Here is a 22,680-nt window from a genome sequence, read left to right as displayed (position 1 = left end):
CCCTCCCCCCCCCCCCCTCCCCCCCCCCCCCTCCCCCCCCCCCCCCCCCTTCCCCACCCCCCCCCCCCCCCCCCTCTCCCCCCCCCCCCCCGCCCCTGCGGGAGCCGGCGGCCGCGCCCGGCCGGCCGACACCGCGGACCCGTCCGGCGGCACCTGACCGAGCCCGGCCTGCTCGTCCGCCGGTGGACCGACGCCACGAGCGGGTCAGGAACTCGTGAGGATGACGAGCTGCTGCGTCGCCCGGGTCATCGCGACATAGCGGTCGACCGCTCCTTCGATCCCCGTACCGAAGGTCTGCGGGTCGACGAGGACGACGAGGTCGAACTCCAGCCCCTTCGACAGCGCAGGGGTCAGCGACCGGACCCGGGAGGTCTCCCGGAAGGCGCCGGCCGCGTCGGCGCCGGCGCCGATGACACAGGCGACCCCGTCGGCGTGCGCGTCCAGCCAGCCGTCGAGGATCGAGTCCAGATCCGCGACGGATCCGTGCACGACGGGAATGCCGCTGCTGCGGACGGACGCCGGCACGTTGGCATCCGGGAGCGCTTCCCGGACGGCCGGCTCCGCCACCGCCATGACCTCCTCGGGCGTCCGGTAGTTGATGCTCAGGGAGGCCACGTCGATCCGGTCGAACCCGATCCGCTCCAGCCGCTCCCGCCACGACTCCGTGAACCCCTGCCGGGCCTGGGCGCGGTCCCCGACGATGGTGAAGCTGCGCGACGGGCAGCGCAGCAGCAGCATCTGCCACTCCGCGTCGGTCAGTTCCTGAGCCTCGTCCACGACGATGTGCGCGAACGGTCCGGCGAGCAGGTCCGGGTCCGCGCCGGGCAGCGCGCCTTCGTCGATCAGGCTGTCCTGCAGGTCCTTGCCGCGCAGCATCGTCACGGCGCCCTCACCGTCGTCATCGGCCGCGAGCAGGTCGTCGATGACTCCGGCCATGCGCTCACGTTCGGCCGCCACCGCGGCGCCCCGCCGCCGCAGCCGCCGCGCCGACTCCGGGTCGCCGAGCCGCTGCCGCGCCGCGTCCAGGAGCGGCAGGTCGGACACCGTCCAGGCCCGGGCGTCCGCGCGCTGCAACTGCGCCACGTCCTCGGGGGTGAGCCACGGGGCGCACATCCGCAGGTAGGACGGTACCGACCACAGGTCCCCGACGAGATCGGCCGCATCGATCGTCGGCCACGCGCGGTCGAGCGTCCCGACCAGCTCCTCGTCGTACCGCAGCGATCTGCGGAACAGGTCGGGCGAGAGGTCCTCGTCGTCGAACTTGTCGAGCAGGATCGTCAGCAGCTCCTCCCAGATCAGCTCGCGCGCCTCGTTGTGCGGAGTACCCGCGGCCGCCTCGAACGCCTCGGCCCAGTCGTCCGGGCTCAGCCAGACGTCGGACCAGGGGGTCGTGACCGTCATCCCCTCGGCCGGCGGCTCCTCGTAGATCCGGACGGCCTTCTCGATCGCCTTCACCATGTCCGCGGACGACTTCAGGAACGCCACCCGCGGGTCGGCCTCGGCCGGGGCTGCGGCCCCCTCGGCGACGAGGTCCCGCACGGTGCAGGTCTGCACGCCCTCCTCACCGAGGCTGGGCAGCACATCGGCGACATAGGCCAGGTAGGGCTGGTGCGGACCGACGAACAGCACACCGCCGCGACGGTGACCGAGGCGGGGATCGGAGTAGAGGAGATGCGCGGAGCGGTGCAGGGCCACGACGGTCTTGCCCGTGCCCGGACCGCCGTCGACGACGAGAGCACCGCGCGAGCCCGCGCGGATGATGGCGTCCTGGTCGGACTGGATGGTGGCGAGCACGTCACGCATCCGCGGCGACCGGCTGCTGCCCAGTCCGGCGATGAAGGCGGACTGGTCGTCGAGCGCGGCGTGCCCCTCGAACCCGTCGGCGGTGAACACCTCGTCCCAGTAGTCACCGATCCGGCCGCGGGTCCAGCGGTACCTGCGGCGGCTCGCCAGCCCCATCGGGCTGGCGTGGGTCGCGGCGAAGAACGGCTCGGCCGCGGGCGAACGCCAGTCGATCAGCAGCCGGCCCCCCGCGCCGTCGGTGAGGCCGAGCCGCCCGATGTACACCGGCTCGGGGTCGTCCTCGCCGACCATGCGCCCGAGGCACAGGTCCAACCCGAAGCGCCGCAGGGTCCGCAGACGACCCGTCAGCCGGTGGATCTCCACGTCCCGGTCCATCGCCTCCCGGCCCAGGCCGCCGGGGGCCCTGCGCAGTGCCTCCAGGCGGTCGGACAGCTCGCCGATCGTCTGCTGGAGGCTCTCGGCGACGGCCGCGAAGTGCTTCTCGTCGCCGCCGATCAACGCCGGGTCGGCCTTGGGGGAGAGGCGGGCGGGAAGGTCGAACGCACTGGTGGTGGTCAGGGAGTCCATATCAGCAGCTCCGATCTGCGGTGGCACCCGCGAACTCATCGAACGACCCGTCAACCGACAACAGCACACGCACTATGGGGATCTCCCGTTTCCGCAGGTCCTGGCTTCGAGGAGCGATTCTGCGGTACGAGTGGGGCCTTGCCGCAAGCCCCCCTGTGCGTTATAACTTGAGAGTGGAAAGGAGTGGGTACTCCTCCCTTCCCTTGATCGTCCGCTCCGTACGGACGTCCTCCCCGCCGAGTGGCAGCGCGCAGCGCGCCCGTCCCGGCCTCTCCCTCCCCGCCCGGTGAACCCGGCGAACCGCCGCGTTCATTCGTACGGCCGAACTGCGGATGCCGCCCCCGGCGCGCCGGTGCAGGCTGTGGGGCAAGGGGAGCCGCCTGCTCCGGCGCAGGTTCAGCGTCATCCACCGATCCTCCGGGATCCACGGCTCCCGACCCCGTAGGAGGTCAGCCATGCAGGGTGACGAAAGCGCGGGCGAACTCGCGGCACTGCGCGCCAGGGTCGCCGCCCTGGAATCGGAGGCCGCGCAACGGACTCCGCCCAAGCACCGGATGAAGTCGCTGCTGTCCGCACTCCTGATCATCATCGGCTGCGTGCTGGCCCCGCTGGGCGTCGTCGCGTCCTGGACCTCCAGCATCGTGGGGAACACGGACCGCTACGTCGCCACCGTCGCCCCGCTGGCCTCCGACCCGGATGTCCAGGCGGCCGCCGCGAACCGCGTCACCGCCGCCCTCATGGAACACCTCGACCTCGCCACCCTCCTGGAGGACGTGGCCCCCGACCAGCGGCCGCTGCTCCAGAAGGCTCTGGGCAAGCTCGGCGGCTCGCTGGAGGGCGCGGTCAGCAGCTTCGTGAAGGAGAAGGCGCAGGACGTCATCGCCTCGGACCAGTTCGAGACGATCTGGACCAACGCCAACCGCACGATCCACACCTCACTCGTCAAAGCCCTGACCGGCAGCGGCGACGGCGCGGTGGAGATCAAGAACGACGCGGTGACCATCGACCTCGCGCCGGTGATCGAACAGGTGAAAACACGGCTCGTGGACGCCGGGATGGGCGTCGCGGCCAAGATCCCCGAGATCCACACCGACTTCACCGTCGTGCAGTCCAACGACATCGGCCGGGTCAAGACGGGCTTCCGGCTTCTGGAGATCCTCGGCCTGTGGCTGCCGATCATCGCCGTGCTGCTCGTCGCCGCGGGCGTCCTGCTCTCCGCCCACCGGCGCCGCATCCTGGTCACCGCGGCCCTCGCGGTCGCGTTCTCCGTCGCCGTCCTCGGTCTCGGGCTGACCGTCTTCCGTACGGTCTACCTCAACGCCCTCCCGGACACCGTCTCCCAGGCCGCGGCCGGATCCGTCTACGACGCGATGATCCGCCTGCTGCGCACGACGATCCGGATGGTCGTGGTCCTCGGCATCGTGATCGCCCTCGCCGCCTGGCTCTCCGGCCCGGGCAAGTACGCCACGGCCGCCCGCCAGATCTGGCACTCCGGCATCGTCGCCACCCGCGCCACGGCGGACCGGCTGGGCCTGCGCACCGGCCCGGTGGGCCCGTTCATCCGGCGCCACCGCGCCTGGTTCACCTGGGGCCTGGTCGCGATCGCCGTCATCGTCTACATCCTGTGGTCCTACCCCACCGGCTGGGTGGTCGTGGGCCTCGCCCTCGCCCTGCTCTTCGCGCTCGCGGTCACGGACTTCCTCGCCGAGGACACGTCCGCCCCCGCCGAGGAGATGACCCCGAGTCCGCACCCGTCATGACGGGGCGCCGGCCGGGCCGCGGACGGCTGGCCCGCCGCGGCCCTCACCCCGGTTTCCGGCGCGGAGGTCGTCACGGTGCCCATGCTGCTCATCGGGCTCGGGCTCGGGCTGCTCGCCTCCCCGCTCGGGGCCGTCACCGTGTCGGCCGACCGGCCGAAGTGCCGGCCCGGTCCGGATCAGGCCGCGACGGCGGTCAACCGGCCGGACGCGATGGCGTCCACCAGACGCTGGTGGTCGCGCTCGTTCAGGTCGGCGTAGCTCTCCGCGAACCGCACGAGCGCCTGGTCGAAGACGCCGCTACGGCCCAGGTACGCCGCGATGGCGATCCGGTCGCCGGACCGGGCGTGCGCCCGCGCCAGGGTGACACCGCACAGGCCGGCGAAGACCCGCATGCCGCGCGGCACCATCCGGGCGGGTTCGGCGATGCCCTTCCAGTCGCGCAGCTGGCGTACGTAGAAGTCCCGGTCGACGCCGTCGATCCCGTGCGTCTGCTGCCAGCCGAGGAAGATGTCGCTCGCGGCCTGCATCAGCCGCTGACCGGCCACGACCCGCTCGCCCTGGGTGGCGTACTCGCTGGCGCCCGCGTACGCGGCGAGCACCGATTCACCGGCCTCCTTGGCCTGCAGGATCAGTGGGTCGTCGCCGTCGCGGCCCAGCAGCAGGACGATCCAGCACCGCGTGCCGACACTGCCGACGCCCACCACCTTGCGGGCCATGTCGACGATGGAGTACTGCCGCAGCAGGTGTCTGCGGTCCGTCGGGAGACTGTCGCCGTACCGCCCGACGAGGTCCCGGATCTGGTCCTCGACCGCGTCGCGCTCCTGACCCGGCAGCAGGTCGGAAGCCGGTGTGATCAGTTGCGGCACGGCGGCGAAGCGGCGGCGGCCGTCGACGACCTCGGTGAGCTTCTCGAACGCCTGCAGGCTGTCGTGCCCGCGCGCCTTGCTCAGCGCCTCGGACAGGTTCTTGCGGCCGCGGGTGTGGAGCGCGCCCTCCGCCACCGCCTGGAGGTGCGACTCGTCCACCCTCGCGTACCAGACGTCGAGGTTGTGCATCTGGGCGAAGGTACGCATCTGCTCGCGGTAGCCGGCCACCGCCGAGGTCACGATCGACGCGCGATCGCGCTCGGAGTAGCCGTTCTCCCGCCCGGCGATGACCAGGCTGGTCGCGAGCCGCTTGACGTCCCATTCCCACGGTCCGGGCAGCGTCTCGTCGAAGTCGTTGATGTCGAACAGCAGGTTCCGCTCCGGGGAGCCGAGCAGCCGGAAGTTCAGCATGTGCGCGTCGCCGCACAACTGGACCCGGATACCCGAGTCGGGTGTGCCGGCCAGATCGCCGGCCATGATCGCGGCGGCGCCCCGGTAGAACCGGAACGGCGACTCCGCCATCCGGCCGTAGCGGATCGGCACCAGCTCCTGCAACCGGCCGGCGGACTGCCGCTCGATGACTTCCATCGGATCCGCCCGGTCGGAGGCCGGCTCGAAGTCTCCGTGGGCGGATCTCGGGGAGGCTGCCCGGGCGGCCCGGCCGTTCACGGCCCGGTCCTCGGCGGAGAGCCGGGGACCGCCGTCCGTCGTGGTCGTGGTTGCGGTTGCGGTCGCGGTCGTGTCGTGCTTCGTCATCGTTGTTGACCTCCCGGCCACCAGGGCCCTGTCCCCGTCTCCCAGCATGGCACTCACCCCACACCGCTGCCCTGCGGGCGCCGCCGTCCCTCAGGGACTCTCCTGCCGCAGCCTGCCCGGCATCGGGCTGCCCAGCCGCCGGGCCAGGTACGGCTCCTGCGCGAGGGCCGCGCCCAGGGTGATGCCGACGGCGACCGCCACGCACAGCACGATCAGCCACGACAGGATGACGAACACCGAGCCGGTGGACCCGTACGTGGCGAGCGACCGGTTGAGGGCCTTCGGCATGTAGACCCGCGCGCCCAGCGACAGCGCGGTCACCGCGGCGGCGGTGAGGAGCGCGCCGGGCAGCAGCGGGGGCCACCGGATCACCCCGCCCAGCAGCAGGTGCTGGCTCCACCACCATGCTGCCGTCTGGAGGAGGAGCGTGAGGGGGATTCCGAGCCACAGGCCGAGTCCGAATCCGTCGCGGACCGGCCCCTGGAAGATCAGCAGGACCATCCAGGCGCCGATCCAGGCGAACCAGCGCCAGATCGCGATCCGCGTCCCGCCCCGCGGGATCTGCCAGGCACGCTTGCACAGCCGCTGCATGGCACGGCTCACCGCGGTCGCCGACAGCAGCACGATCACGGCGCCGACCGCTCCCACCGCGTTGCGGACCTCGTCCTCGCCGGAGCCGTCGAACACGTTGCTCAGCTGATCGTTCGCCTGACCGGTGAGCCCGAACATCGTGCGTACGGAGGAGACCAGCTGGTCGCGTACCTCCTCCGGGGCGAACGAGGCGACGACGAAGAGCAGGGGTACGGCGGTCAGAAAACACTGGGCGGCCAGCCGGGTGGCGGAGTCGAAGATGTTCACGCCGATCATGCGCTCCGTGACATTGGTGATCACGGGGAACCGGGTCTCGGCCCGCTCCTGCGCCCGTTTGGCGGCCGCGACCAGCTCCCGGGAGCGCTTGCGCCACCGTGCCTTTCGCTCCGACCACATCAGCGGCCCGCAGCGGCGTGCGGCACGGACGGCCCATGCCGGGTCGTCGTCATGGCGGCCTCCTTCGTCTGCGTCCAGGTTGGTGGACGCGGACCAGGGCGGCATCTCGATGGGCAAAAGGTGTCGGCGCCCGGTCCGGTGCGTAGTGTCGTATGTCGTCGCACGATTGGGGCGCCATGGTCCTCGACCTCATGCTCATCGCGTTGGCCATCGCCCTCTACCCGCTGCCCATGATGGCGTTCATCCTCGTGGTGTCCTCGCCCAGAGGGGTCTGGAAGGGGCTGGCCTTCCTCCTGGCCTGGCTGGCCAACCTCGTCGCAGTGATCGCGATCGTGCTGGCGCTGACCGGCGGCCAACCCCCGGCGCCCCGTTCCCCGCCCGGCGTGGCGGCGCTCGCGGCCAAGCTGGCCATCGGGGTGTGGCTGGTGGTCTACGGACTGCGCCGCTACCGCCGCCTGAAAGTGAAGGCTGTCCGGGACACCACCCCGAAGCCCTCCCGCATGGAAGTCGGCTCGCCGTGGGCCGCGGCGGGCCTGGCCGTGCTGCTCCAGCCGTGGGGCATGGTCGCGGCGGGCGCGACGACGGTGGTCCAGGCGGACACGTCGCACGCGACCACGTTCGTCGCCCTGCTCGGCTTCTGCCTGCTGGCCAGCTCCGGCCTGCTGGCCGCGGAGCTGTACATGGTGTTCGCGCCGGAGGCCGCCCAGGACCGGCTGCTGCGGATGCGCACGTGGATGGAGGGGCACAAGGACGAGGCCATCGTGTTCGTCTGCCTGCTGCTCGGCCTGTGGCTGACCGCGCAGAGCATCTACGAGCTGACCGGTTGACCGGCCGGCGGGACCGGCCAGACATGCGGGAGCGCGGGCGGCGTGCTGGAATGAAATGACCTTCCCCCCTCTGCGACAGGAGCTGCCATGAGCAGCGAGACCGAGCCGCGAGCCGATTTCGGCGACATCGACGAACTCGGCCCGGTCGACTACATCGTGGTCGAGTTCCCGGGCAACCGGATGACGGGCGAGGGGTTTCCGATCCTCGTCGACCTCGTCGACCGGGGCATCATCCGCATCTTCGACTTCGCCTTCATCCGCAAGGAGGAGGACGGCACGGTGACCGCGCTGGAGCTCCAGGACCTCGGTGGCGGCGAGGTCGACCTCACCGTGTTCGAGGGGGCATCGTCCGGCCTGCTCGACGGCGGCGACATCCAGGAGGCGGCCGCCGCCCTGGAACCCGGGAGCTCGGCCGGGGTCATCGTGTACGAGAACACCTGGGCGGCGCCTTTCGCCCGTGCTCTGCGACGCGGCGGAGCGCAGCTCGTTGCCGCCGGCCGGATTCCCGTGCAGGCCCTGCTGGCGTCGCTGGACGCCCTGGAGGAACCGCCCGCCGGAGAGTGAAGCCCACACAGCCTGGAGATGAGCAACATGCCCGGACTCCTTCGCGGGGTCGCCCGCACCGCCGTCGTCGCGGGAACCGCCACCGCCGTGTCCAACCGTGTGTCCCGCCGCCAGGGCGGCCGATGGGCGCAGCAGGAAGCCCAGCAGGAGGCCCAGCAGCAGGCGGCAGCACCGCCGCCGCCTCCGCCCGCCGCGGCACCGGCCGACGACATGACCACCAAGATCGAACAGCTGAAGCAGCTCAGCACCCTCAAGGAACAGGGCGTGCTGACCGAGACGGAGTTCGCCGAGCAGAAGCGCCGACTGCTGGGATAGCCCCGGCCCCGGAGCTCGGGAGGGGGTACGGACATCGGTCCGTACCCCCTCCTCCGTGGTTCACCGCACCTTGGAGAGGAATGCCTTGGTCCGGTCGTGCTGGGGGTTGCCCAGGACGTCGCGGGTGCCGGCGGGGCGGGGCGGGGCGGGACGGGGACGGCGGGACGTGCCCGGTGGCTCAGGCGACGACGCGCAGGCGCGTCACGCCCAGGTCGAGTGCGCCGCGGACATGGCCGTTCGGCGCGGCCGCGGTCCGCTGAAGGAACCGGACGGCCTCGGCGGTGATGACTTCGCCCGGCAGGACGTTGGGGATGCCCGGCGGGTACGCCGCCAGGGTGTCCGCGGAGATCCGCCCGACGGCCTCCTCCGCGGCCACGACCACGGCCGGGCTCAGGAACGCCTCGCGGGCGGTGAGCTTCGTGGCACCGGGAGCCGGCAGCCGCAGCATGCCGCCGGTGCCGGTGCCGGTGCCGGTGCCGGTCTCGGTGCCGGTCTCGGTCTCGGTCGAGTCGGAGGTGAGCGGGGAGGGCAGGGTGTGCAGGGCTTCCACGAACCGGTCGGTGTCGGGGACGGACCCCGCGCCGATCACGGCGACGATCGCCGCGTCGGTCGCCACTTCGACCATGATCTGGTGGTCCCGGAAGAGCCGTCGCCTGGCCTCGTGGCCCGTGATCCCGCCGGCCCGGGTGCCGATCGCGAGGCGCAGCGGGTCGGCTCCGACGATGTCGGGGAAGGCGTGGAACCCGTCGCTGACCACCGTGAAGCGGCCCAGCGTGCGGACGGCGGCCCGCACCCGGTCAGCGGCCTCGACCGAGCTGCCCGTCCTGTCGGCGTCGGTGACCAGACTCCTTCGGGCGAGATCGAGCGACGCCGTCAGCAGCGCACTCGCGCTGGTGGACTGCACGAGCCGGAACGCCCGGTCCACGAGCGGTTCGAGCAGGTCCGCGAAGGGGCCCTCCGCCAGGTGGAGCATCGCCGACTGCGTCAGGCTGCCCGCCAGCTTGTGCGTACTCGAAGTCGCCAGGTCCGCGCCCGAGGAGAGGGCGTTCGCGGGGAGGCCGGGGTGGAAGCCGAAGTGCGATCCCCACGCCTCGTCGACGATCAGCGGTACCCCCGCGGCGTGGGCGGTGTCCGCGATGGCGCGCACGTCGGCCACCGCGCCGAAGTAGCTCGGGGACACGATGTACACGGCGGCCGCGTCCGGTGTCCGTTCGAGCGCCGCCGCCACGTCCGCCGCGGTCACCCCGTGGGCGATGCCCTGCTCCGGGTCGACGGACGGCTGGACGAAGACGGCGTCCAGGCCGGACAGCACCAGCCCGTCGATCACACTGGAGTGCACACTGCGCTGCACGACGAGCGTGCGTCCCAGGGCGGGGGCGACCATCGAGGCGATCTGATTGCCCTGCGAAGCGCCGTTCGTCAGGAACCACGTGCGCCGCGCGCCCCAGGCCTCGGCAGCCAGAGCCAGCGCCCTGTCCAGCGGGGTGTCCGGGCCGAGGTCGATCCCGTCGAGCAGCGGCGGGAAGTCCAGGGCCGCGATCCGCGAGCCGAAGAAACCGGCGAGATCCGATCCCGGGGCGGCGGCATGGCCGGGGACGTTCAGTCTCAGCCAGTCCCGTCCCGCATGGCCCAGCACCGCCTCGGCGTACGGGGCCCCCAGCTGGCCGATGCCGGGACGGGAGGTCGGGGCGGCAGCGGGCTCGGTGGTGGGGGAAGGGGAGGGGGTGCGGCGATCGGTCGTTCTCATGTTCACCCCCGGAGCGTGACAGCCGTCCAGCCATTGAGGAATGGTGGACTTTTCGTTACCCCTCCATACGATGTCTATATGCTCGACGTGAGGCAGCTCCAGGTACTCCGCTCCATCGCGCAGGAGGGCTCGCTCGCCGCGGCCGGTCGCGCGCTGCACTACAGCCAGCCCACGATCTCCCACCATCTGGCCGCCCTGGAAGCCCACTTCAACGCCCAGCTCGTGCAGCGCGGACCGCGCGGCGCCACGCTGACCGAGCTCGGCCAAGCCCTGCTGCCGCACGCCGAAGCCGTACTCGACCGTCTGCGCCACGCCGAACTGGAGGTGCGCAACCTCGCCGAGCGCGGCATGCGCACCCTGCACATCGGCACGTTTCCCACGGCGGGCGCCCTGCTGCTGGCCCCCGCGGTCAAGCGCCTCCACCAGCAAGGGGTCCACATCTCGCTCACCGAGGGCGAGCTTCCCCTGCTGCTGCGCGGGCTGCGGGCCAAAGAGCTCGACGCCGCCCTCGTCTTCTCGCAGCCGGGTGACAGCCTTGACCTCGACGAGGACTTCGAAGTCCACCCGCTGCTGTCCGATCCGCTGCTCCTGGTCATGCCGGAGGACCACCCCTGCGCAGTGCGGGACCAGGTGTCCCTCGGCGATCTGCGGGACACCGCATGGGTGGGCGCCGCCGACCCGCACGACCCCTGCGACCGCGTGCTGGCATGGGCGTGCGGCCAGGAGGGGTACGAGCCCCTGCACGTGATGCGTACCGACGACTACGCGGTGGTCCAGGGCCTCGTGGCCGCGGGGACGGGCGTGGCCCTCGTACCGCGGCTCGCCCTGGGGCCGCACCGCCCCGACCTGGCCGTACGCCCCTTGGCCAGACCTGACCTCGCCCGGGAGATCAGCGTCGCCGTACTGCGGTCCACCTCCGCCGGCGCCGCCCAGGAACTGATCGAGGCGCTGCGGGAGCAGGCCGCGCTGATCACGGACCGCTGGGCGGCGGCCTGAGCCCGCGGCGCGGTTCGCGGCCCCTCACCTCCTGCGCCCGCCGACCTGCCGGAGGCCGAGGGGCGCATGCGGCGGGACATGCTGCGCGCGGTTCTCCACTGTTCCGGGCCGCCGCCGACGAGGCCGCGGACCTGCTCGGACTGCGCCCCGGTACGGAGTTCCGCCTCACCGCCTTGGCACCGGGAGCGACGCCGGGCGCGGACCCGGCGCTGGTCAGCCAGGCCGAGTGGGTGCGATCGTGGCGGCCACCGCCGACGCCGTGTACGTCCTGCTGCCCGCTACGGGGCAGGCGGCGGGACGCCGGTTCGCGGACGGCGCGCCGCGGCCGTCCGGCGATCGGTGGGTGACGGCGCGCGGGCGGTGATGTCCAGGCCGTACACCGGCCTCGGCCCGTCCGTGGCCCTGCGCCGTGAGGTGGACGGGCTCCTGCGGGCCACCGCGCACGGGGCTCCGGGCCGGCCGGCCGCCACGACCTGCGACGTACGGCACCGGATCCTGCTGGACCGCCTGGGTGACGAGCTGGAGCGGGACGCCTGGCCCAGGCTGCCGGAGGCCTGCCGGTTCCACGTATCACCGGGTCCCGAGCCCGGCGACGACCGCGGCGAGGCGAAGGAGAGGACCACGACGGGCCAGGCCCGCCGTGCGTCCCCCGGCCACACCATCGGCCGATCCCGCGAAGACACGGCTGCCTGCGGGGGCGGGCGGTCATTCCCCGGCGGCCGGTGCCCGTCCCGCACGGGCGTCGAGGACCGCCGCGGTGAAGCCCGCCAGCTGAGCCCGGAGCTCCTCGCGGGGTACGCCCTTCTCGCCGGCCAGATATGCGACCAGGTCGGCCCGGGTGGCCGCGAGCAGGGCGTGGGCGGAGAAGTCGGTGTCGGCCGGACCGGGGACGAGCCGCAGCAGGTCCCGGAGCAGCGTGTGCCACTGCTCGTAGTGCTCCGTCCGGTAGGGGCTGTCCGCGCCGCTTCCCTCCAGTGCAAGGGCGAGGTGGCGGTTGTCGAGCTTGAAGCACAGGAGGGCGTCGAGCAGGGCCGGTACGCGCAGGGGCGCCGGGGTGGCCGGTCCCAGCGGCTGGGGGCCCTGTTCGACCGCTTCCCGGATCGGTTCGAGCCGCGCCTCGTAGAGCGCGCGGATCAGTCCGTTGCGATCGCCGAAGGCGCGGAAGAGCGTTGCCTTGCCGACGCCGGCCGCTGCCGCGATATCGGCCATGGTGACTTCCTCGGGACTCCCGCAGCGGGCGAAGAGGGTGTCGGCGGCGGCGAAGACCGCCGCCCGGTTGCGGACCGCGTCCTTGCGCGGCTTGCGTTCGACGGTCATCGGGTTCCCTCCGGTTGCAATACGGACCGCCGGTCCGTATCTTTCGGAGAGAGAAGCGGACCGTCGGTCCGTATCGTAGTGGACGGAGAACCGTCGTGCCCGCAACCACCTCACCCCCGGATCTGTACCGCCATAGCCTCCGCCTGCTCCTGGACAAGGACATCGCCTCCTGGGTCGGCCTGTGGGCCGAGCACGGCGCCATGGAGTTCCCGTTCGCCCCTCCGGGGTGGCCCGGGCGGCTGGAGGGGCGGGAGGCCATCGCCGCCTACATGCGGGACTACCCCGACCACATCGACCTGCACGACTTCCCCGACCTGCGGATCCACGAGACCACCGACCCGGGCACCATCGTGGTCGAGATGCGCGGAGTGGGCCGTCTGGTCGCCACCGGGAGCCCCTTCGACATGACCTACATCGCCGTCGTGACCGTCCAGGACGGGCAGTTCACCTCCTACCGCGACTACTGGAACCCACTTGCCGTCCGCGAACCCGGGGCGGCCTTCATGACGGACCCCGACCCCACGAGGAGCAGCGCCCGATGACCGCCCCCGCCCCCACCACCCCGACCGGCACCACCCTGGTCATCGGCGCCACCGGCACCACCGGCAGCCGCACCACGGCGCACCTCGTCGCCGCCGGCCGGCGCGTCAAAGCCGGCAGCCGCCGGGCCACGCCGCTCCCGGGCGCCGAGCCGGTCCGCTTCGACTGGTACGACCCCACCTGCTTCGGCGACGCCGTCGCGGGGGCCGACCGCGTCTACCTCGTCCCGCCCGTCGGCGACCCGGACCCGGCCGCGGTCATGCTGCCCTTCCTCGACCGGGCCCGCGCCGCCGGCGTACGCCGCGCCGTACTGCTGAGCTCCTCGGCGATCACCGAGGGCGGCCCGGCGGTCGGACAGGTGCACCGGGCCCTGCCCGGCCTGTTCGACGAATGGGCGGTACTGCGCCCCTCCTGGTTCATGCAGAACTTCACCGGAACGCACGCCCACGCCGACAGCATCCGTGCCGACGGCGTCATCCTGACCGCGGCCGGGACGGGCCGGGTCGGATTCGTCGACGCCGACGACATCGCCGCTGTCGCGGCCCGCGCCCTCACCGACGACCGCGCGCCCGACACCGACCTGGTCCTGACCGGCCCGGAGCCCCTGAGCCACGACGACATCGCCGCACTCCTCACCGAGGTCACCGGCCGCCAGGTGGTCCACCACCACCTCACTTACGAGGCCATGCGCGACCGCCTGGCCGCGGTCATCCCACCGGCGTTCGCCACGATGCTGGCCGGGATGGACCGGTCCATCTCCGAAGGAGCCGAGGACCGCACCACGGACACCGTCCACCGCCTCACCGGCCGCCCGCCCCACGACTTCCGGACGGTCGCCGTACGGGAGCTCTCGGCCTAGTCGGCAGAGCCCGCGGCGGTGTGGTCGAGGATCGCGGCGACGATCGTCGCCCAGTCGGCTCGCTCGACCCCGTGACCGGCATCCTGCAGAGCCAACAGCCGGCCCCCGGGAATCCGTTCCGCGAGTGCCTCACCGTGCCGGAGCGGGAACATCGGATCGGCGGTTCCGTGGATCACCAGCGTGGGTACGGTGATCGAGGACAGCGGGGCCCGTGAGACCTTGCCGTCCGTGAGCGAGTCGTGGTGGCGGGCCGCGCCGAAATCGTGCGCGCGCTCGACGTCGCGGCGGAGCAGGTTGAGGGCGGCGGCCTCGTCGAACGGGCGCCGCCCTCCCGCGAGCACGCGCGCGTAGGCGACCTGGTGGCCGATCACCGCGTCGGCATCCGACGGATCGGGTTGGGCGGCCGCGGCGAACCGGGTGAACTCCTCGGTCGGCGGGGGCAGCTCATCGTCGCCGGGCACGGCGGAGGACGTGCTGATCAGGACGAGCGACCGGACGCGGGCGGCGTGATCGAGCGCCAAGAGCTGCGCGAGGGCCCCTCCGGCCGAGACGCCCAGGACGTGCGCGGCCGGGATCTCATGGGCGCGCAGCACGCGGACGGCGTCGGCGACGAGGTCCGCGGCGGTGTACCCGGGGCGGCCCGGCGCGTAGGTGACCGACCGCCCGGTGTCGCGGTGGTCGTAACGGATCACGAAGCGCCCGCCCGCGGCGAGCATCCGGCAGAAGCCCTCCTCCCACCAGAGCATCGAGGCCCCCAGGCCCATGACGAGCAGGACGGGCGGATCGGAGGGATCGCCGAAGGACTCGGTGCACAGCTCGATGCCGTCCACCCCGATCACGCGCTCAGCCATCGCCGCTCCTCCTCGCCCGTCCCATCATGCCCACGTACGGGAGGCACCGGTCAGTCGGAAGCTCCCGCCGCCGCGGACAGCAGTACGTCCACCAGCCTGTCCGCGGCGTCCGGCCTCCCGTACGCACGCGCACGCTGCGCCATCGCCGTCCGCCCGGCGGCGTCGGTCAACAGCGGACCGACCGCCTCGGCGAGGGTCCGCCCGGTGACCTCACCGAGCAGGGCCACCGCAGCGCCCGCATCGGCCAGGTGCCGGGCGTTGTGCGCCTGCTCGTTCCCGGCCGAGGTGGCCAGCGGAACGAACACCGCGGGCTTGCCCAGCGCGGTCAGCTCCGCCAGGGTGCCCGCCCCGGACCGGGACACCACCACATCGGCGAGCGCCAGTACGTCGGGCAGCTCCGGCCCGACGAAGCCCGTCAGGTGGTACCGGCCCGCGAGGACCGGATCGAGACCCGCGGCAGCGGACCGGAGGCCGTCGACGTTGGCCGGGCCGCACTGGTGGATGACGTTCGCGTGGCCCAGCAGCCACGGAAGCACCTCCCGCACCACACCGTTGATCTGCTGGGCGCCCTGCGCCCCGCCGGTGACGTAGACCGTCGGAAGACGCCTGTCGAACCCCGTCAGGTTCAGCGCCTGCACCGCCTTGTCGGGGTGTCCGGTCAGGATCTCGGGCCTCACCGGATTGCCGGTGACGACCGCCCGGCCGCGCACCTCGGCCGGCAGCAGCGGGAGCGACGACTCGGAGGACACCGCGATGCGCGTCGCCGAACCGGCCAGCTTCCGGTTCGCCAGACCCAGCCGGACCGTCTGCTCGTGCAGCACCAGAGGGCGCTTGCACAACCGGGCGGCCAGCCCGGCCGGGACGGCAACGTACCCGCCCGTCGCCAGGACCACGTCCGGCCGGAACTCGGCCACGACCGTACGGGCCTGGGCCACGCCGAGCGGCACCCGTGCCATGTCCTTGACGTTCGCCGCCGAGAGCATCTTCAGGGGATTCGCCGATCTGCGGATCTTCCCTGTGGCGACCGTCCTGAACGCGATGCCCTCCGCCGGGGCGACCCGCGCCTCCAGACCGTCCGCGGTTCCGATCCACAGCACATCGAGCGCGGCCCCTTCGGCAGCGAGGCGGCCGCGCAACGTGCGGATCGCTGTCAGGGCAGGGTAGGTGTGACCGCCGGTCCCGCCGCCTGTAACGAGCAGCCGGAAGGGACGGGAGAGCGAGGAAGCGTCCATCCGGCAACCCTACTGTCCGGCCCGCCCGCGGCCTCCGATGGGGCACGAGCATCCGCGAGGCGCCCCCGACCTGCGGGTATTCGCCCGGACGGCCCAACGGGCGCGGGCTCCGGGGGACGCCTACGCTGAAACGGCAACCCGCCGACACGCTCCCGGCCCCGCGGTCGGGGTCGGCGCGTCCGGCTCAGTTCAGCACCGAAAGGCGGTTCCGACATGGCCACCAGGTCTGACGCTCCCGTTCTCGACACGCTCGCCGCGATGACCATCGACTCCATCGAGCACTGCGGCATGGACGAGAAGACACTCATCACCACCCGCATCGCCGCCCTCGTGGCCATGGACGCCCCGGCCATCTCCTACCTGGCCCACATCAGCCCCGCGGTCAAGGCCGACTTCACCGTCGAGCAGCTGCAGGACGTGCTCGTCGCGATCGCCCCCGTGGTGGGAACCGCGCGCGTCATGTCGGCCGCCGGCCACATAGCCCAGGCGTTCGGCGTCGCCATAGCCATGGTCGAAAGCGAAGCCGAAGCCATGGCCACCGCCGAAGCCGAAAGCCGCCACAAGACCTGATCCCTCCCCGGCCGGACCTGCGCGTCTGCTGCGTCTGCTTCGCCTGCCGGGCTGGGCACATGGGTGTGCCGGAGCCGCGAACATCTCGCGGCTCCGGCAACCGGTCCCAGGGGGAGGGCCGTTCTCGGTGGGCGGCGGCGGTGGTGGTGGATGCGGCAGAGCGCGGCGCATCCCCGCCCAGGGTCAGCCCGCGGAGCCGTCCAGGGTGGTGTCGGGGATCCAGGAGCCGTGGAGGCCGGAGCTGACGCGGTGGGGGAGGTGGACGGTGGCGATGCGGTCGAGGCCGGAGGCGTCCAGCACGAGGAGCTGTGACGCGTTCTGCTTGAGATCGGAGACGACGGTGAGGAGGTAGCCGTCGTCCTCGCGGGTGGTGCCGGTGGCGGGGACGAAGACGGCCTCGCTCGGCATGCGGGCGTCGCCGATCTGGTGAATGCGCCGGGCGCCGGTGGTGCGGTCGTACTTCACGATGCCGTAGCCGCCGAAGCCCTTCTCGTCGGGGAAGGAGATGGCGTACTGGTAGCGGTGTTCGGCGCCGAGGTAGTCCTCGTTGATCGTGGGGAACTCGACGGGGAGGTCGTCGATGATCTGTTCGTCGACGGTGCCGGCGGTCAGGTCGAGGATCCAGCGGCGGGTGTAGGAGCGGGCGACGGGTTCGCTGCCGCGTCCGGGTGCGCCGACCCACCAGTTCCAGGAGAGGCGGAAGCCCTCGCGGTCGACGGTGGGGCCTTCCAGGACGATGCGGCCCTGGCCGTCCTCGTAGGCGTTCGAGACGTGGAGCATGTTGCCGGGTTCGATGGAGAACCAGCGGGTGTGGCGGGCGCCGTCCTCGCCGCGGGGCATGACGCCGATGCGGGCGGGCTGGTGGTCGCTCCAGCTGTAGGGGATGCCGGAGCTCTCGGTGTGGTCGAAGGTGACGTTGCCCTCGACGAAGACGACGTGGCGGCGGGTGATGGCGAAGTCGTGCTTGAGGGAGGCGGTCGCCCCGGGGACCTCGGCGCTGTGGGTGATGGCGCCCTTGGCGTCGGCGACGTAGTGGGTCAGGAACGGCGGGAAGGGGGAGGACCCGAAGAAGTGGAGCTCCCCGGTCACGGGGTCTTCCTTGGGGTGCGCGGTCATGGCGGTGCGCAGTTTGCCGTCGAAGTCGTAGGCGCCGACCGTGTCGAGGTCCGGGGTGAGCTCGAAGGGGAGGTTGGCCTCGCACAGCGCGAGGAGGCGTCCGGCGTGCTCGATGACGTGGGTGCCGGCGGCGCTGGCGGTCAGGTCGGGGCCGTGTTCGGTCATGTAGGGCGCGCCGTCGAGGGCGGGGGTGTGGACCCAGCGGTTGCGGTACCACTCGGCGCGACCGTCGCGCAGCCGGATGCCGTGGACCATCCCGCTGCCCTTGAACCAGTGGGTGGGGGTGACACCGGGCTTGGGGTTGTGCCCGTTGCGCAGCAGCCGGCCCGTCAGCTCGGGCGGCAGCGTGCCCTCGACGGTGAGGCCGGAGGCGGAGACCTCCTCGGCGACGGGGGTGTAGTGGCCGGTCAGGTACGGCGGGGTGGTCGTCATGGCAGGAATCCCTCTCGTGGATGCGCGGATGCGCGGAGATACGTGGATGCGTGGAACTGCGGGTGCGCGGAAGCGCGGATGTGGTGCCCGGTCAGACGGCCTGTTCGGCACGGCTCTTGAGGTGGGCGAGCCAGCCCTCCAGGGAGTCGTGGAGCGCCTTGCCGAGTTCGTCGGTCTCTGCGTCGACCGGGGCGCCGCTCCAGGACTCCTCGGTGTGGACGACGACCCCGGCATCGGACTGTTCGAAGGCCCACACGTGGATGCCGACGATGCCCTCGACGGTCCCGCCCCAGACGATCCGCTCACCGGGGACCAGCTCCTGCACGGTGGAGGTGATGTCCAGGCCGTGGGTGAGCCAGCTGAAGGACCTGCCGGGCAGCAGCGGTCCGTCGACCTCGGTCCGGTCGATGTCCGTGTTCCAGGCGGGCCAGGCCGCGACGTCGGTGTGCAGCGCCCACACGGTCGTGAGCGGGGCGTCGATCACGGTACTCAGGCGGACGATCACGGGAGCGGTCTCGTCGATGGTGAGCATGGCTGTACTTCCTGTCTGGATGAGATGTGTCGGTGGTGCGGCTGTGGCTGATCTACCGGGCCGGCCCGGCGGCGGAGAGCGGGGAGGTTCCCGGGTCCGTGGCGGGCAGGGCGGTGGCGGCGGCCGGGGTACGCGCCCCGGTGCGGCGGGTGAGGAACAGTGCGAGGAGTGCGGTGGTGGCGAGGACGGCGGCGGAGACGGTGAAGGCGGCGCGGTATCCGGCGGTGAGGGCTTCGAGAGGAGGCTGGCCGGTGGATGTGTGGGTGGTGACGGAGCCGGCGAGGGTGGCGAGGGCGGCGAGTCCGATGGCGCCGCCGACCTGCCGGGTGGTGTTCACCAGTCCGCCGGCCAGTCCCGCGTCCTGCCGGGGTACGCCGTCCACGGCGAGCGCGGTGAGCTGGACGAAGGCGATGCTCAGGCCCAGTCCGACCAGGATGCCCGGCCCGAGGACGTCGACGAGGTAGCTCCCGTCCGCCCGCATCCACGACAGCCACAGCAGACCGGCCGCCTCGGTCAGCAGGGCCGCGGTCACGGTCGCGGTGGCACCGATGACCCGGGCGACCCGCGGGGCGAGGGCGGAGCCGATCATATGGGCGATGGCGAGCGGGAGTTGTCCCACTCCGGTGGCCAGCGGGCTCATCCCGAGGACCTGTTGCTGGTAGAGCGGCAGGAAGAAGAACAGGGCGATCCATACGGACCCCAGCAGCGCCATCAGCAGATTGCCCGCGGCGACCCGCCCGGTGGTGAGCAGCCGCGGCGGTATGAGCGCGTTCGGCCGACGGCGCTCGATCACGTAGAAGGCCGCGAGCAGCACGGCGGCGGCGCCGAGGGAGCCCAGCACCCGGGCGTCGGTCCAGCCGGCGCCGCGTGCGGTGGTCAGTCCCCACACCAGGCAGGTCAGGGCGAGGGTGACGGTCGCGGTGCCCAGCAGGTCGAACCGCCCGCGCCGCCGCTCGTCCTTTCCGCTGGCCTCCGCCGACGCGTCCCGTGGCACGAGCACCACCACGGCGGCCAGCACCACCGCCGCTCCGAGCGCCACCGAGTGGAAGATCCAGGGCCAGCCCCAGGCCTGGGTGAGCACACCGCCCAGCAGCACGCCACCCGCCGCTCCCGCGCCGGAGACCGCTCCCCACACCCCCAGTGCCCTGCCGCGCCCGGGGCCGGGCGGGAACCGGTCCATCACCAGGGCGAGCGCGGCCGGGGCGATCGCGGCGGCGCCGACGCCCTGCACCGCACGGGCCGTGATCAGCACGCCGGCGGAGGTGGTCAGTCCCGCCGCCACCGAAGCCAGCGCGAACAGGGCGAGCCCGGCGGCCAGCACCCGGCGGCGGCCGAGCAGGTCGGCAACCCGTCCGCCCGCCAGGAGCAGCGCGCCGAACGCCAGGCCGTAGGCGTTGACCACCCAGGTGGTCCCGCCGTCCGACAGGCCGGCCCCCGCACGGATCTGCGGCAGCGCCACATTGACGATCGAGGTGGCGAGCATGACGGTGAACTGGGCCGCGGCGAGCGCGGCGAGCACCGCTCCCGGCCCGGGGGCCCGGCCTGCTGCCCGGCCCGTCTGCGTGAGTGCAACGTTCATGTCGCACAGACTCGGCGCGGACGGTGTCCACTATCCAGGCCCGGCCGGGATGGCCACTGTCCACTCCTGTCCGCACCTGTCCATCCGGCCGCGGCGAAGGCGGGCGTCCGCCGTCACTGACGCGGGTCGTGCAACTCCTGCTGCCACAAGGCCTCGCAGAGCAGGTCCAGGCCCTGGCGCAGGTGGCGGCGGTAGGTGCCGTACGGAAGGCCGAGGCGGCGGGCCGCTGCCTCCTGGGTGGGCGCACCGGAGAAGTAGCCCGCCGTGAGGGCCTCGCGGGCGCGCACCCCGCGCGGGTCGAGCCCGAGGTCGTCGACGGCCCGGCGCAGCAGGGCACGCAACTCCCCGACGGGATCACCGAGGTCGGCCGCGAGACGGGTACGCACCAGGGCACAGGCGGCGAACGCGACCGCATCACGCCAGTGGGCCAGCGCCTCGCGTACGGCCTGGTCGAACGCGGTGCGCGAGACGGGCGACGGGCCGGACGGGGCAGCGGGCGCCTCGGTGGCCGATATGAAGTGCATGAGCCATGACTCCACCGGCAGTTGGCGCCAGTCGACGCCGAACAGCCCGTACGTGTACTCACCGACCCGCGGCCGCGCCCCCGTGTCCGCCAGGGTGCCCTTGACGCGCTCGGCCCAGGTCTCGGCGTCCCGGAAGACGGCGAAACCGTACGCGCGCCCGCGGGCGCGGGCCGCCTCCGCCTGGGCCCGGGAACTGCTCAGGTCGATGACGCGCGAGGGCACCTGGTACTGCTCGGGGTAGATGGAGAAGCGGCTGACCCCGATGTGCTCACCGGGGCTCACCGGCGCGGTGGCCTCGGTGTACCGCCACGCGGCGGCCACGACGGGATCGGTGGCCAGGTCCTGGGCATCCGCAGGGGAGGGCAGGGCCAGCCGGGCTGTGAACGCCACGATCCGGCCCGTGCTCACGAGCCGGTAGACGCTGAAGGCCTGCGGCTGGCGCTGCGCCCAGTATCGGACCAGGTCCGCGGAGGCGGCCCCTTCCGTCTCGGTGGCCATGCCCAGGATGACATCGATGTCGTCTGGATGGAGAGGACGGTCGTGGACCTCGTCCTCGCGGGACCAGGAGCGCAGCCGGGCCAGCGTCGCGCCCTCCCGGAACAGGTAGAAGAGATCGTCGGTGACCGTCCACACCCGCTCCTCGGGCGCCTCGCGCAGGATGCGCAGGTACTCGTCCGCCAGGCGCTGGCGCATCGCCTCGAAGGCGTTGGGCGCCCGCCACCGCAGGTCGGCGGCCAGCGTCTCGCGTGCCGCGTCGTGCGGGTACACGCCCCGCAGGGTGGACTCCATGAAGGGCAGGTCCCGCAGCCAGGAGAAGAGCGGATGAACGTCCTCCCCGGGAAGGACCGCGGCCAGCAGCTCCTCGGACGTCGAGTGGGCCTGCGCCGCCACCTCCAGGGCGCGGCGGTGGGCCGCCGTGGGAACCTCCCCGATCAGCCCCGCCAGCAGGGTGCGCAGTACGTCCGCCGTGGGCGCCCAGATCTCCTCCCGGCCGCAGCCCTCGGATCCGGCCGCGGCCGCCAGCGACAGCGCCAGCGGGTTGCCTCCGGCGAAGCGCAGCACCCGGTCGCGCAGTTCGGGCCGGATCTGCGCCGCCACCAGCAGGCTCCGGGCCTGCTCCGCGGAGAACGGCTCCAGCTCGCTCACGTGCAGGAGCCGGGACCAGGCGGGGTCGGCGGCCCACTGCGGCTGCGGAGCGCGCCGGCCGCCCAGGACGACCAGGGTGTCGTCCGCGGCGCGTGGCAGGAAGTGGTGCCACAGCCAGCTCTCCAGCCACTGGCAGTGCTCGAAGGAGTCCACGAACAGGACCGTGCCCGGGACGTCCAGGAACGGTCCGGCGGCGTGCTCGAAATCGGCCGGGTCCCGGCTGACGAACCGGCCGTCGAGTTCGACGAGCAGCCGGCCGGCCGCCCGCGCGTGGTCCGCCAGCCGCCGCAGCAGCGTCGACTTCCCGATGCCGCCCGGCCCGTACACGTAGAACGCGAACGGCGCCTGCGGATCACCGGCCAACGCCTCGCCGAAGCGCCCGAGTTCCTCGTCCCGGCCGACGAAGGCGCGTACGCGCGCCCTGCTCAGTCTTTCCCCCACGGACACCATGGCGGCTCCATCCCTTTGTTCCAGCAGCGGACAGCGATCGCGGCGGTCCGGGATCTTTCGCGGACCACCTGGCTCCGATCTGGCGAAGCCGGGCCGGCCTCCTCATGGAGGGGCCGGGCGTGACGGCGGGTGGGCGGTGCGTGCCCGGCCGGGAGGACGTCACGGACGCCGTGTCGTCGTCGTTCCCGCCGGGAGCCGCACACCCTGGAGGCTCGATCGGGCTACGGGGCCCTGCGCGGAGCGGCGCTCCGCGCAGGGGTCGGTTCTTTTTCCCGGTGGGGACAGGAGTTCCTCCTTTTGGTTGATCAGTTGACAAGGGGGGTGTTTTTTTGGAGGACTTGAAA

20 protein-coding genes are annotated in these 22,680 nt (G+C 72.6%); 9 read left to right on the top strand and 11 right to left on the bottom strand.

Translation table 11 applies throughout. The annotated features are described in order from the left end of the window. Positions 1-204 precede the first annotated feature (204 nt). Complete coding sequence (gene helR, locus ACZ4YL_RS36995; RefSeq protein WP_468122508.1) at positions 205-2,370, bottom strand: RNA polymerase recycling motor ATPase HelR; 2,166 nt, start codon at positions 2,368-2,370, stop codon at positions 205-207. 455 nt (positions 2,371-2,825) lie between these two features. Here helR and ACZ4YL_RS36990 point away from each other — a divergent pair, with 455 nt between their 5' ends. After that, positions 2,826-4,130, top strand: coding sequence for a hypothetical protein (locus ACZ4YL_RS36990; protein WP_468122506.1), 1,305 nt, complete (start codon positions 2,826-2,828; stop codon positions 4,128-4,130). A 176-nt stretch (positions 4,131-4,306) separates the two neighbouring features. Here ACZ4YL_RS36990 and ACZ4YL_RS36985 read toward each other — a convergent pair whose 3' ends face one another. Together ACZ4YL_RS36985 and ACZ4YL_RS36980 are read right to left on the bottom strand one after the other, a co-directional pair. Further along, on the bottom strand, positions 4,307-5,752 hold the full coding sequence (locus tag ACZ4YL_RS36985) for a DUF2252 domain-containing protein (protein ID WP_468122504.1): 1,446 nt from the start codon (positions 5,750-5,752) through the stop codon (positions 4,307-4,309). A gap of 90 nt (positions 5,753-5,842) precedes the next feature. Continuing rightward, on the bottom strand, positions 5,843-6,844 hold the full coding sequence (locus ACZ4YL_RS36980; protein WP_468122502.1) for a YhjD/YihY/BrkB family envelope integrity protein: 1,002 nt from the start codon (positions 6,842-6,844) through the stop codon (positions 5,843-5,845). 71 nt (positions 6,845-6,915) lie between these two features. Between ACZ4YL_RS36980 and ACZ4YL_RS36975 the strand changes: the two genes are divergently transcribed. The 3 genes from ACZ4YL_RS36975 to ACZ4YL_RS36965 all read left to right on the top strand — a co-directional run bounded on the left by ACZ4YL_RS36975 (position 6,916) and on the right by ACZ4YL_RS36965 (position 8,445). Next, on the top strand, positions 6,916-7,566 hold the full coding sequence (locus ACZ4YL_RS36975; RefSeq protein WP_468122522.1) for a GAP family protein: 651 nt from the start codon (positions 6,916-6,918) through the stop codon (positions 7,564-7,566). An 87-nt stretch (positions 7,567-7,653) separates the two neighbouring features. Beyond that, entirely contained in the window at positions 7,654-8,130 is a 477-nt protein-coding gene (locus ACZ4YL_RS36970) for a DUF6325 family protein (RefSeq protein ID WP_327387368.1), read from the top strand. Positions 8,131-8,157: 27 nt separating this feature from the next. After that, positions 8,158-8,445: an SHOCT domain-containing protein gene (locus ACZ4YL_RS36965; protein ID WP_468122520.1), complete on the top strand. Its 288-nt coding sequence runs from the start codon at positions 8,158-8,160 to the stop codon at positions 8,443-8,445. Positions 8,446-8,623: 178 nt separating this feature from the next. Here ACZ4YL_RS36965 and ACZ4YL_RS36960 read toward each other — a convergent pair whose 3' ends face one another. Next, positions 8,624-10,192, bottom strand: a complete 1,569-nt coding sequence (locus ACZ4YL_RS36960; protein ID WP_468122500.1) for an aminotransferase class I/II-fold pyridoxal phosphate-dependent enzyme — start codon at positions 10,190-10,192, stop codon at positions 8,624-8,626. A 78-nt stretch (positions 10,193-10,270) separates the two neighbouring features. Between ACZ4YL_RS36960 and ACZ4YL_RS36955 the strand changes: the two genes are divergently transcribed. Then, positions 10,271-11,188: a LysR family transcriptional regulator gene (locus ACZ4YL_RS36955; RefSeq protein WP_468122498.1), complete on the top strand. Its 918-nt coding sequence runs from the start codon at positions 10,271-10,273 to the stop codon at positions 11,186-11,188. Positions 11,189-11,414: 226 nt separating this feature from the next. Further along, positions 11,415-11,552, top strand: coding sequence for a hypothetical protein (locus ACZ4YL_RS36950; RefSeq protein ID WP_468122496.1), 138 nt, complete (start codon positions 11,415-11,417; stop codon positions 11,550-11,552). 341 nt (positions 11,553-11,893) lie between these two features. Here ACZ4YL_RS36950 and ACZ4YL_RS36945 read toward each other — a convergent pair whose 3' ends face one another. Continuing rightward, the gene (locus tag ACZ4YL_RS36945) at positions 11,894-12,505 is read right to left on the bottom strand and encodes a TetR/AcrR family transcriptional regulator (RefSeq protein ID WP_468122494.1); all 612 of its coding nucleotides are present in this window, start codon (positions 12,503-12,505) and stop codon (positions 11,894-11,896) included. A gap of 95 nt (positions 12,506-12,600) precedes the next feature. Here ACZ4YL_RS36945 and ACZ4YL_RS36940 point away from each other — a divergent pair, with 95 nt between their 5' ends. Together ACZ4YL_RS36940 and ACZ4YL_RS36935 are read left to right on the top strand one after the other, a co-directional pair. Further along, the gene (locus ACZ4YL_RS36940; protein WP_468122492.1) at positions 12,601-13,047 is read left to right on the top strand and encodes a nuclear transport factor 2 family protein; all 447 of its coding nucleotides are present in this window, start codon (positions 12,601-12,603) and stop codon (positions 13,045-13,047) included. Further along, complete coding sequence (locus tag ACZ4YL_RS36935; RefSeq protein WP_468122490.1) at positions 13,044-13,904, top strand: NAD(P)H-binding protein; 861 nt, start codon at positions 13,044-13,046, stop codon at positions 13,902-13,904. The genes ACZ4YL_RS36940 and ACZ4YL_RS36935 overlap by 4 nt, the downstream gene beginning before the upstream one ends. Here the strand turns inward: ACZ4YL_RS36935 and ACZ4YL_RS36930 are convergent. Together ACZ4YL_RS36930 and ACZ4YL_RS36925 are read right to left on the bottom strand one after the other, a co-directional pair. Next, positions 13,901-14,755: an alpha/beta fold hydrolase gene (locus tag ACZ4YL_RS36930; RefSeq protein WP_468122488.1), complete on the bottom strand. Its 855-nt coding sequence runs from the start codon at positions 14,753-14,755 to the stop codon at positions 13,901-13,903. The genes ACZ4YL_RS36935 and ACZ4YL_RS36930 overlap by 4 nt on opposite strands. A gap of 50 nt (positions 14,756-14,805) precedes the next feature. After that, a complete protein-coding gene (locus ACZ4YL_RS36925; protein WP_468122486.1) occupies positions 14,806-15,987 on the bottom strand; it encodes a UDP-N-acetylglucosamine--N-acetylmuramyl-(pentapeptide) pyrophosphoryl-undecaprenol N-acetylglucosamine transferase in 1,182 nt (393 codons plus the stop codon). Between the two features lie 213 nt (positions 15,988-16,200). On the opposite strand from ACZ4YL_RS36925, the gene ACZ4YL_RS36920 reads away from it, so the two are divergent. After that, positions 16,201-16,557: a carboxymuconolactone decarboxylase gene (locus tag ACZ4YL_RS36920; RefSeq protein ID WP_468122484.1), complete on the top strand. Its 357-nt coding sequence runs from the start codon at positions 16,201-16,203 to the stop codon at positions 16,555-16,557. Positions 16,558-16,740: 183 nt separating this feature from the next. Here ACZ4YL_RS36920 and ACZ4YL_RS36915 read toward each other — a convergent pair whose 3' ends face one another. The 4 genes from ACZ4YL_RS36915 to ACZ4YL_RS36900 form a co-directional block, all read right to left on the bottom strand. Further along, on the bottom strand, positions 16,741-18,105 hold the full coding sequence (locus tag ACZ4YL_RS36915; RefSeq protein ID WP_468122482.1) for a carotenoid oxygenase family protein: 1,365 nt from the start codon (positions 18,103-18,105) through the stop codon (positions 16,741-16,743). A 91-nt stretch (positions 18,106-18,196) separates the two neighbouring features. After that, positions 18,197-18,637, bottom strand: coding sequence for an SRPBCC family protein (locus ACZ4YL_RS36910; protein ID WP_468122480.1), 441 nt, complete (start codon positions 18,635-18,637; stop codon positions 18,197-18,199). A gap of 52 nt (positions 18,638-18,689) precedes the next feature. After that, complete coding sequence (locus ACZ4YL_RS36905; RefSeq protein ID WP_468122478.1) at positions 18,690-20,216, bottom strand: MFS transporter; 1,527 nt, start codon at positions 20,214-20,216, stop codon at positions 18,690-18,692. Between the two features lie 113 nt (positions 20,217-20,329). After that, positions 20,330-22,336, bottom strand: a complete 2,007-nt coding sequence (locus ACZ4YL_RS36900; protein ID WP_468122476.1) for an AAA family ATPase — start codon at positions 22,334-22,336, stop codon at positions 20,330-20,332. Positions 22,337-22,680 lie beyond the last annotated feature (344 nt).

The organism is Streptomyces sp. NPDC030021 (genome assembly GCF_055574035.1).
The sequence above is the reverse complement of the archived record's forward strand: the minus strand, read 5'-3'. Positions and strand labels throughout refer to the sequence as shown.

Bases quoted from the DNA above. Each gene is read 5' to 3' on its own strand.
- helR (WP_468122508.1), bottom strand. From the start codon at position 2,370: ATGGACTCCCTGACCACCACCAGTGCGTTCGACCTTCCCGCCCGCCTC.
- ACZ4YL_RS36990 (WP_468122506.1), top strand. From the start codon at position 2,826: ATGCAGGGTGACGAAAGCGCGGGCGAACTCGCGGCACTGCGCGCCAGG.
- ACZ4YL_RS36985 (WP_468122504.1), bottom strand. From the start codon at position 5,752: ATGACGAAGCACGACACGACCGCGACCGCAACCGCAACCACGACCACG.
- ACZ4YL_RS36980 (WP_468122502.1), bottom strand. From the start codon at position 6,844: ATGCCGCCCTGGTCCGCGTCCACCAACCTGGACGCAGACGAAGGAGGC.
- ACZ4YL_RS36975 (WP_468122522.1), top strand. From the start codon at position 6,916: ATGGTCCTCGACCTCATGCTCATCGCGTTGGCCATCGCCCTCTACCCG.
- ACZ4YL_RS36970 (WP_327387368.1), top strand. From the start codon at position 7,654: ATGAGCAGCGAGACCGAGCCGCGAGCCGATTTCGGCGACATCGACGAA.
- ACZ4YL_RS36965 (WP_468122520.1), top strand. From the start codon at position 8,158: ATGCCCGGACTCCTTCGCGGGGTCGCCCGCACCGCCGTCGTCGCGGGA.
- ACZ4YL_RS36960 (WP_468122500.1), bottom strand. From the start codon at position 10,192: ATGAGAACGACCGATCGCCGCACCCCCTCCCCTTCCCCCACCACCGAG.
- ACZ4YL_RS36955 (WP_468122498.1), top strand. From the start codon at position 10,271: ATGCTCGACGTGAGGCAGCTCCAGGTACTCCGCTCCATCGCGCAGGAG.
- ACZ4YL_RS36945 (WP_468122494.1), bottom strand. From the start codon at position 12,505: ATGACCGTCGAACGCAAGCCGCGCAAGGACGCGGTCCGCAACCGGGCG.
- ACZ4YL_RS36935 (WP_468122490.1), top strand. From the start codon at position 13,044: ATGACCGCCCCCGCCCCCACCACCCCGACCGGCACCACCCTGGTCATC.
- ACZ4YL_RS36930 (WP_468122488.1), bottom strand. From the start codon at position 14,755: ATGGCTGAGCGCGTGATCGGGGTGGACGGCATCGAGCTGTGCACCGAG.
- ACZ4YL_RS36925 (WP_468122486.1), bottom strand. From the start codon at position 15,987: ATGGACGCTTCCTCGCTCTCCCGTCCCTTCCGGCTGCTCGTTACAGGC.
- ACZ4YL_RS36920 (WP_468122484.1), top strand. From the start codon at position 16,201: ATGGCCACCAGGTCTGACGCTCCCGTTCTCGACACGCTCGCCGCGATG.
- ACZ4YL_RS36915 (WP_468122482.1), bottom strand. From the start codon at position 18,105: ATGACGACCACCCCGCCGTACCTGACCGGCCACTACACCCCCGTCGCC.
- ACZ4YL_RS36910 (WP_468122480.1), bottom strand. From the start codon at position 18,637: ATGCTCACCATCGACGAGACCGCTCCCGTGATCGTCCGCCTGAGTACC.
- ACZ4YL_RS36905 (WP_468122478.1), bottom strand. From the start codon at position 20,216: ATGAACGTTGCACTCACGCAGACGGGCCGGGCAGCAGGCCGGGCCCCC.
- ACZ4YL_RS36900 (WP_468122476.1), bottom strand. From the start codon at position 22,336: ATGGTGTCCGTGGGGGAAAGACTGAGCAGGGCGCGCGTACGCGCCTTC.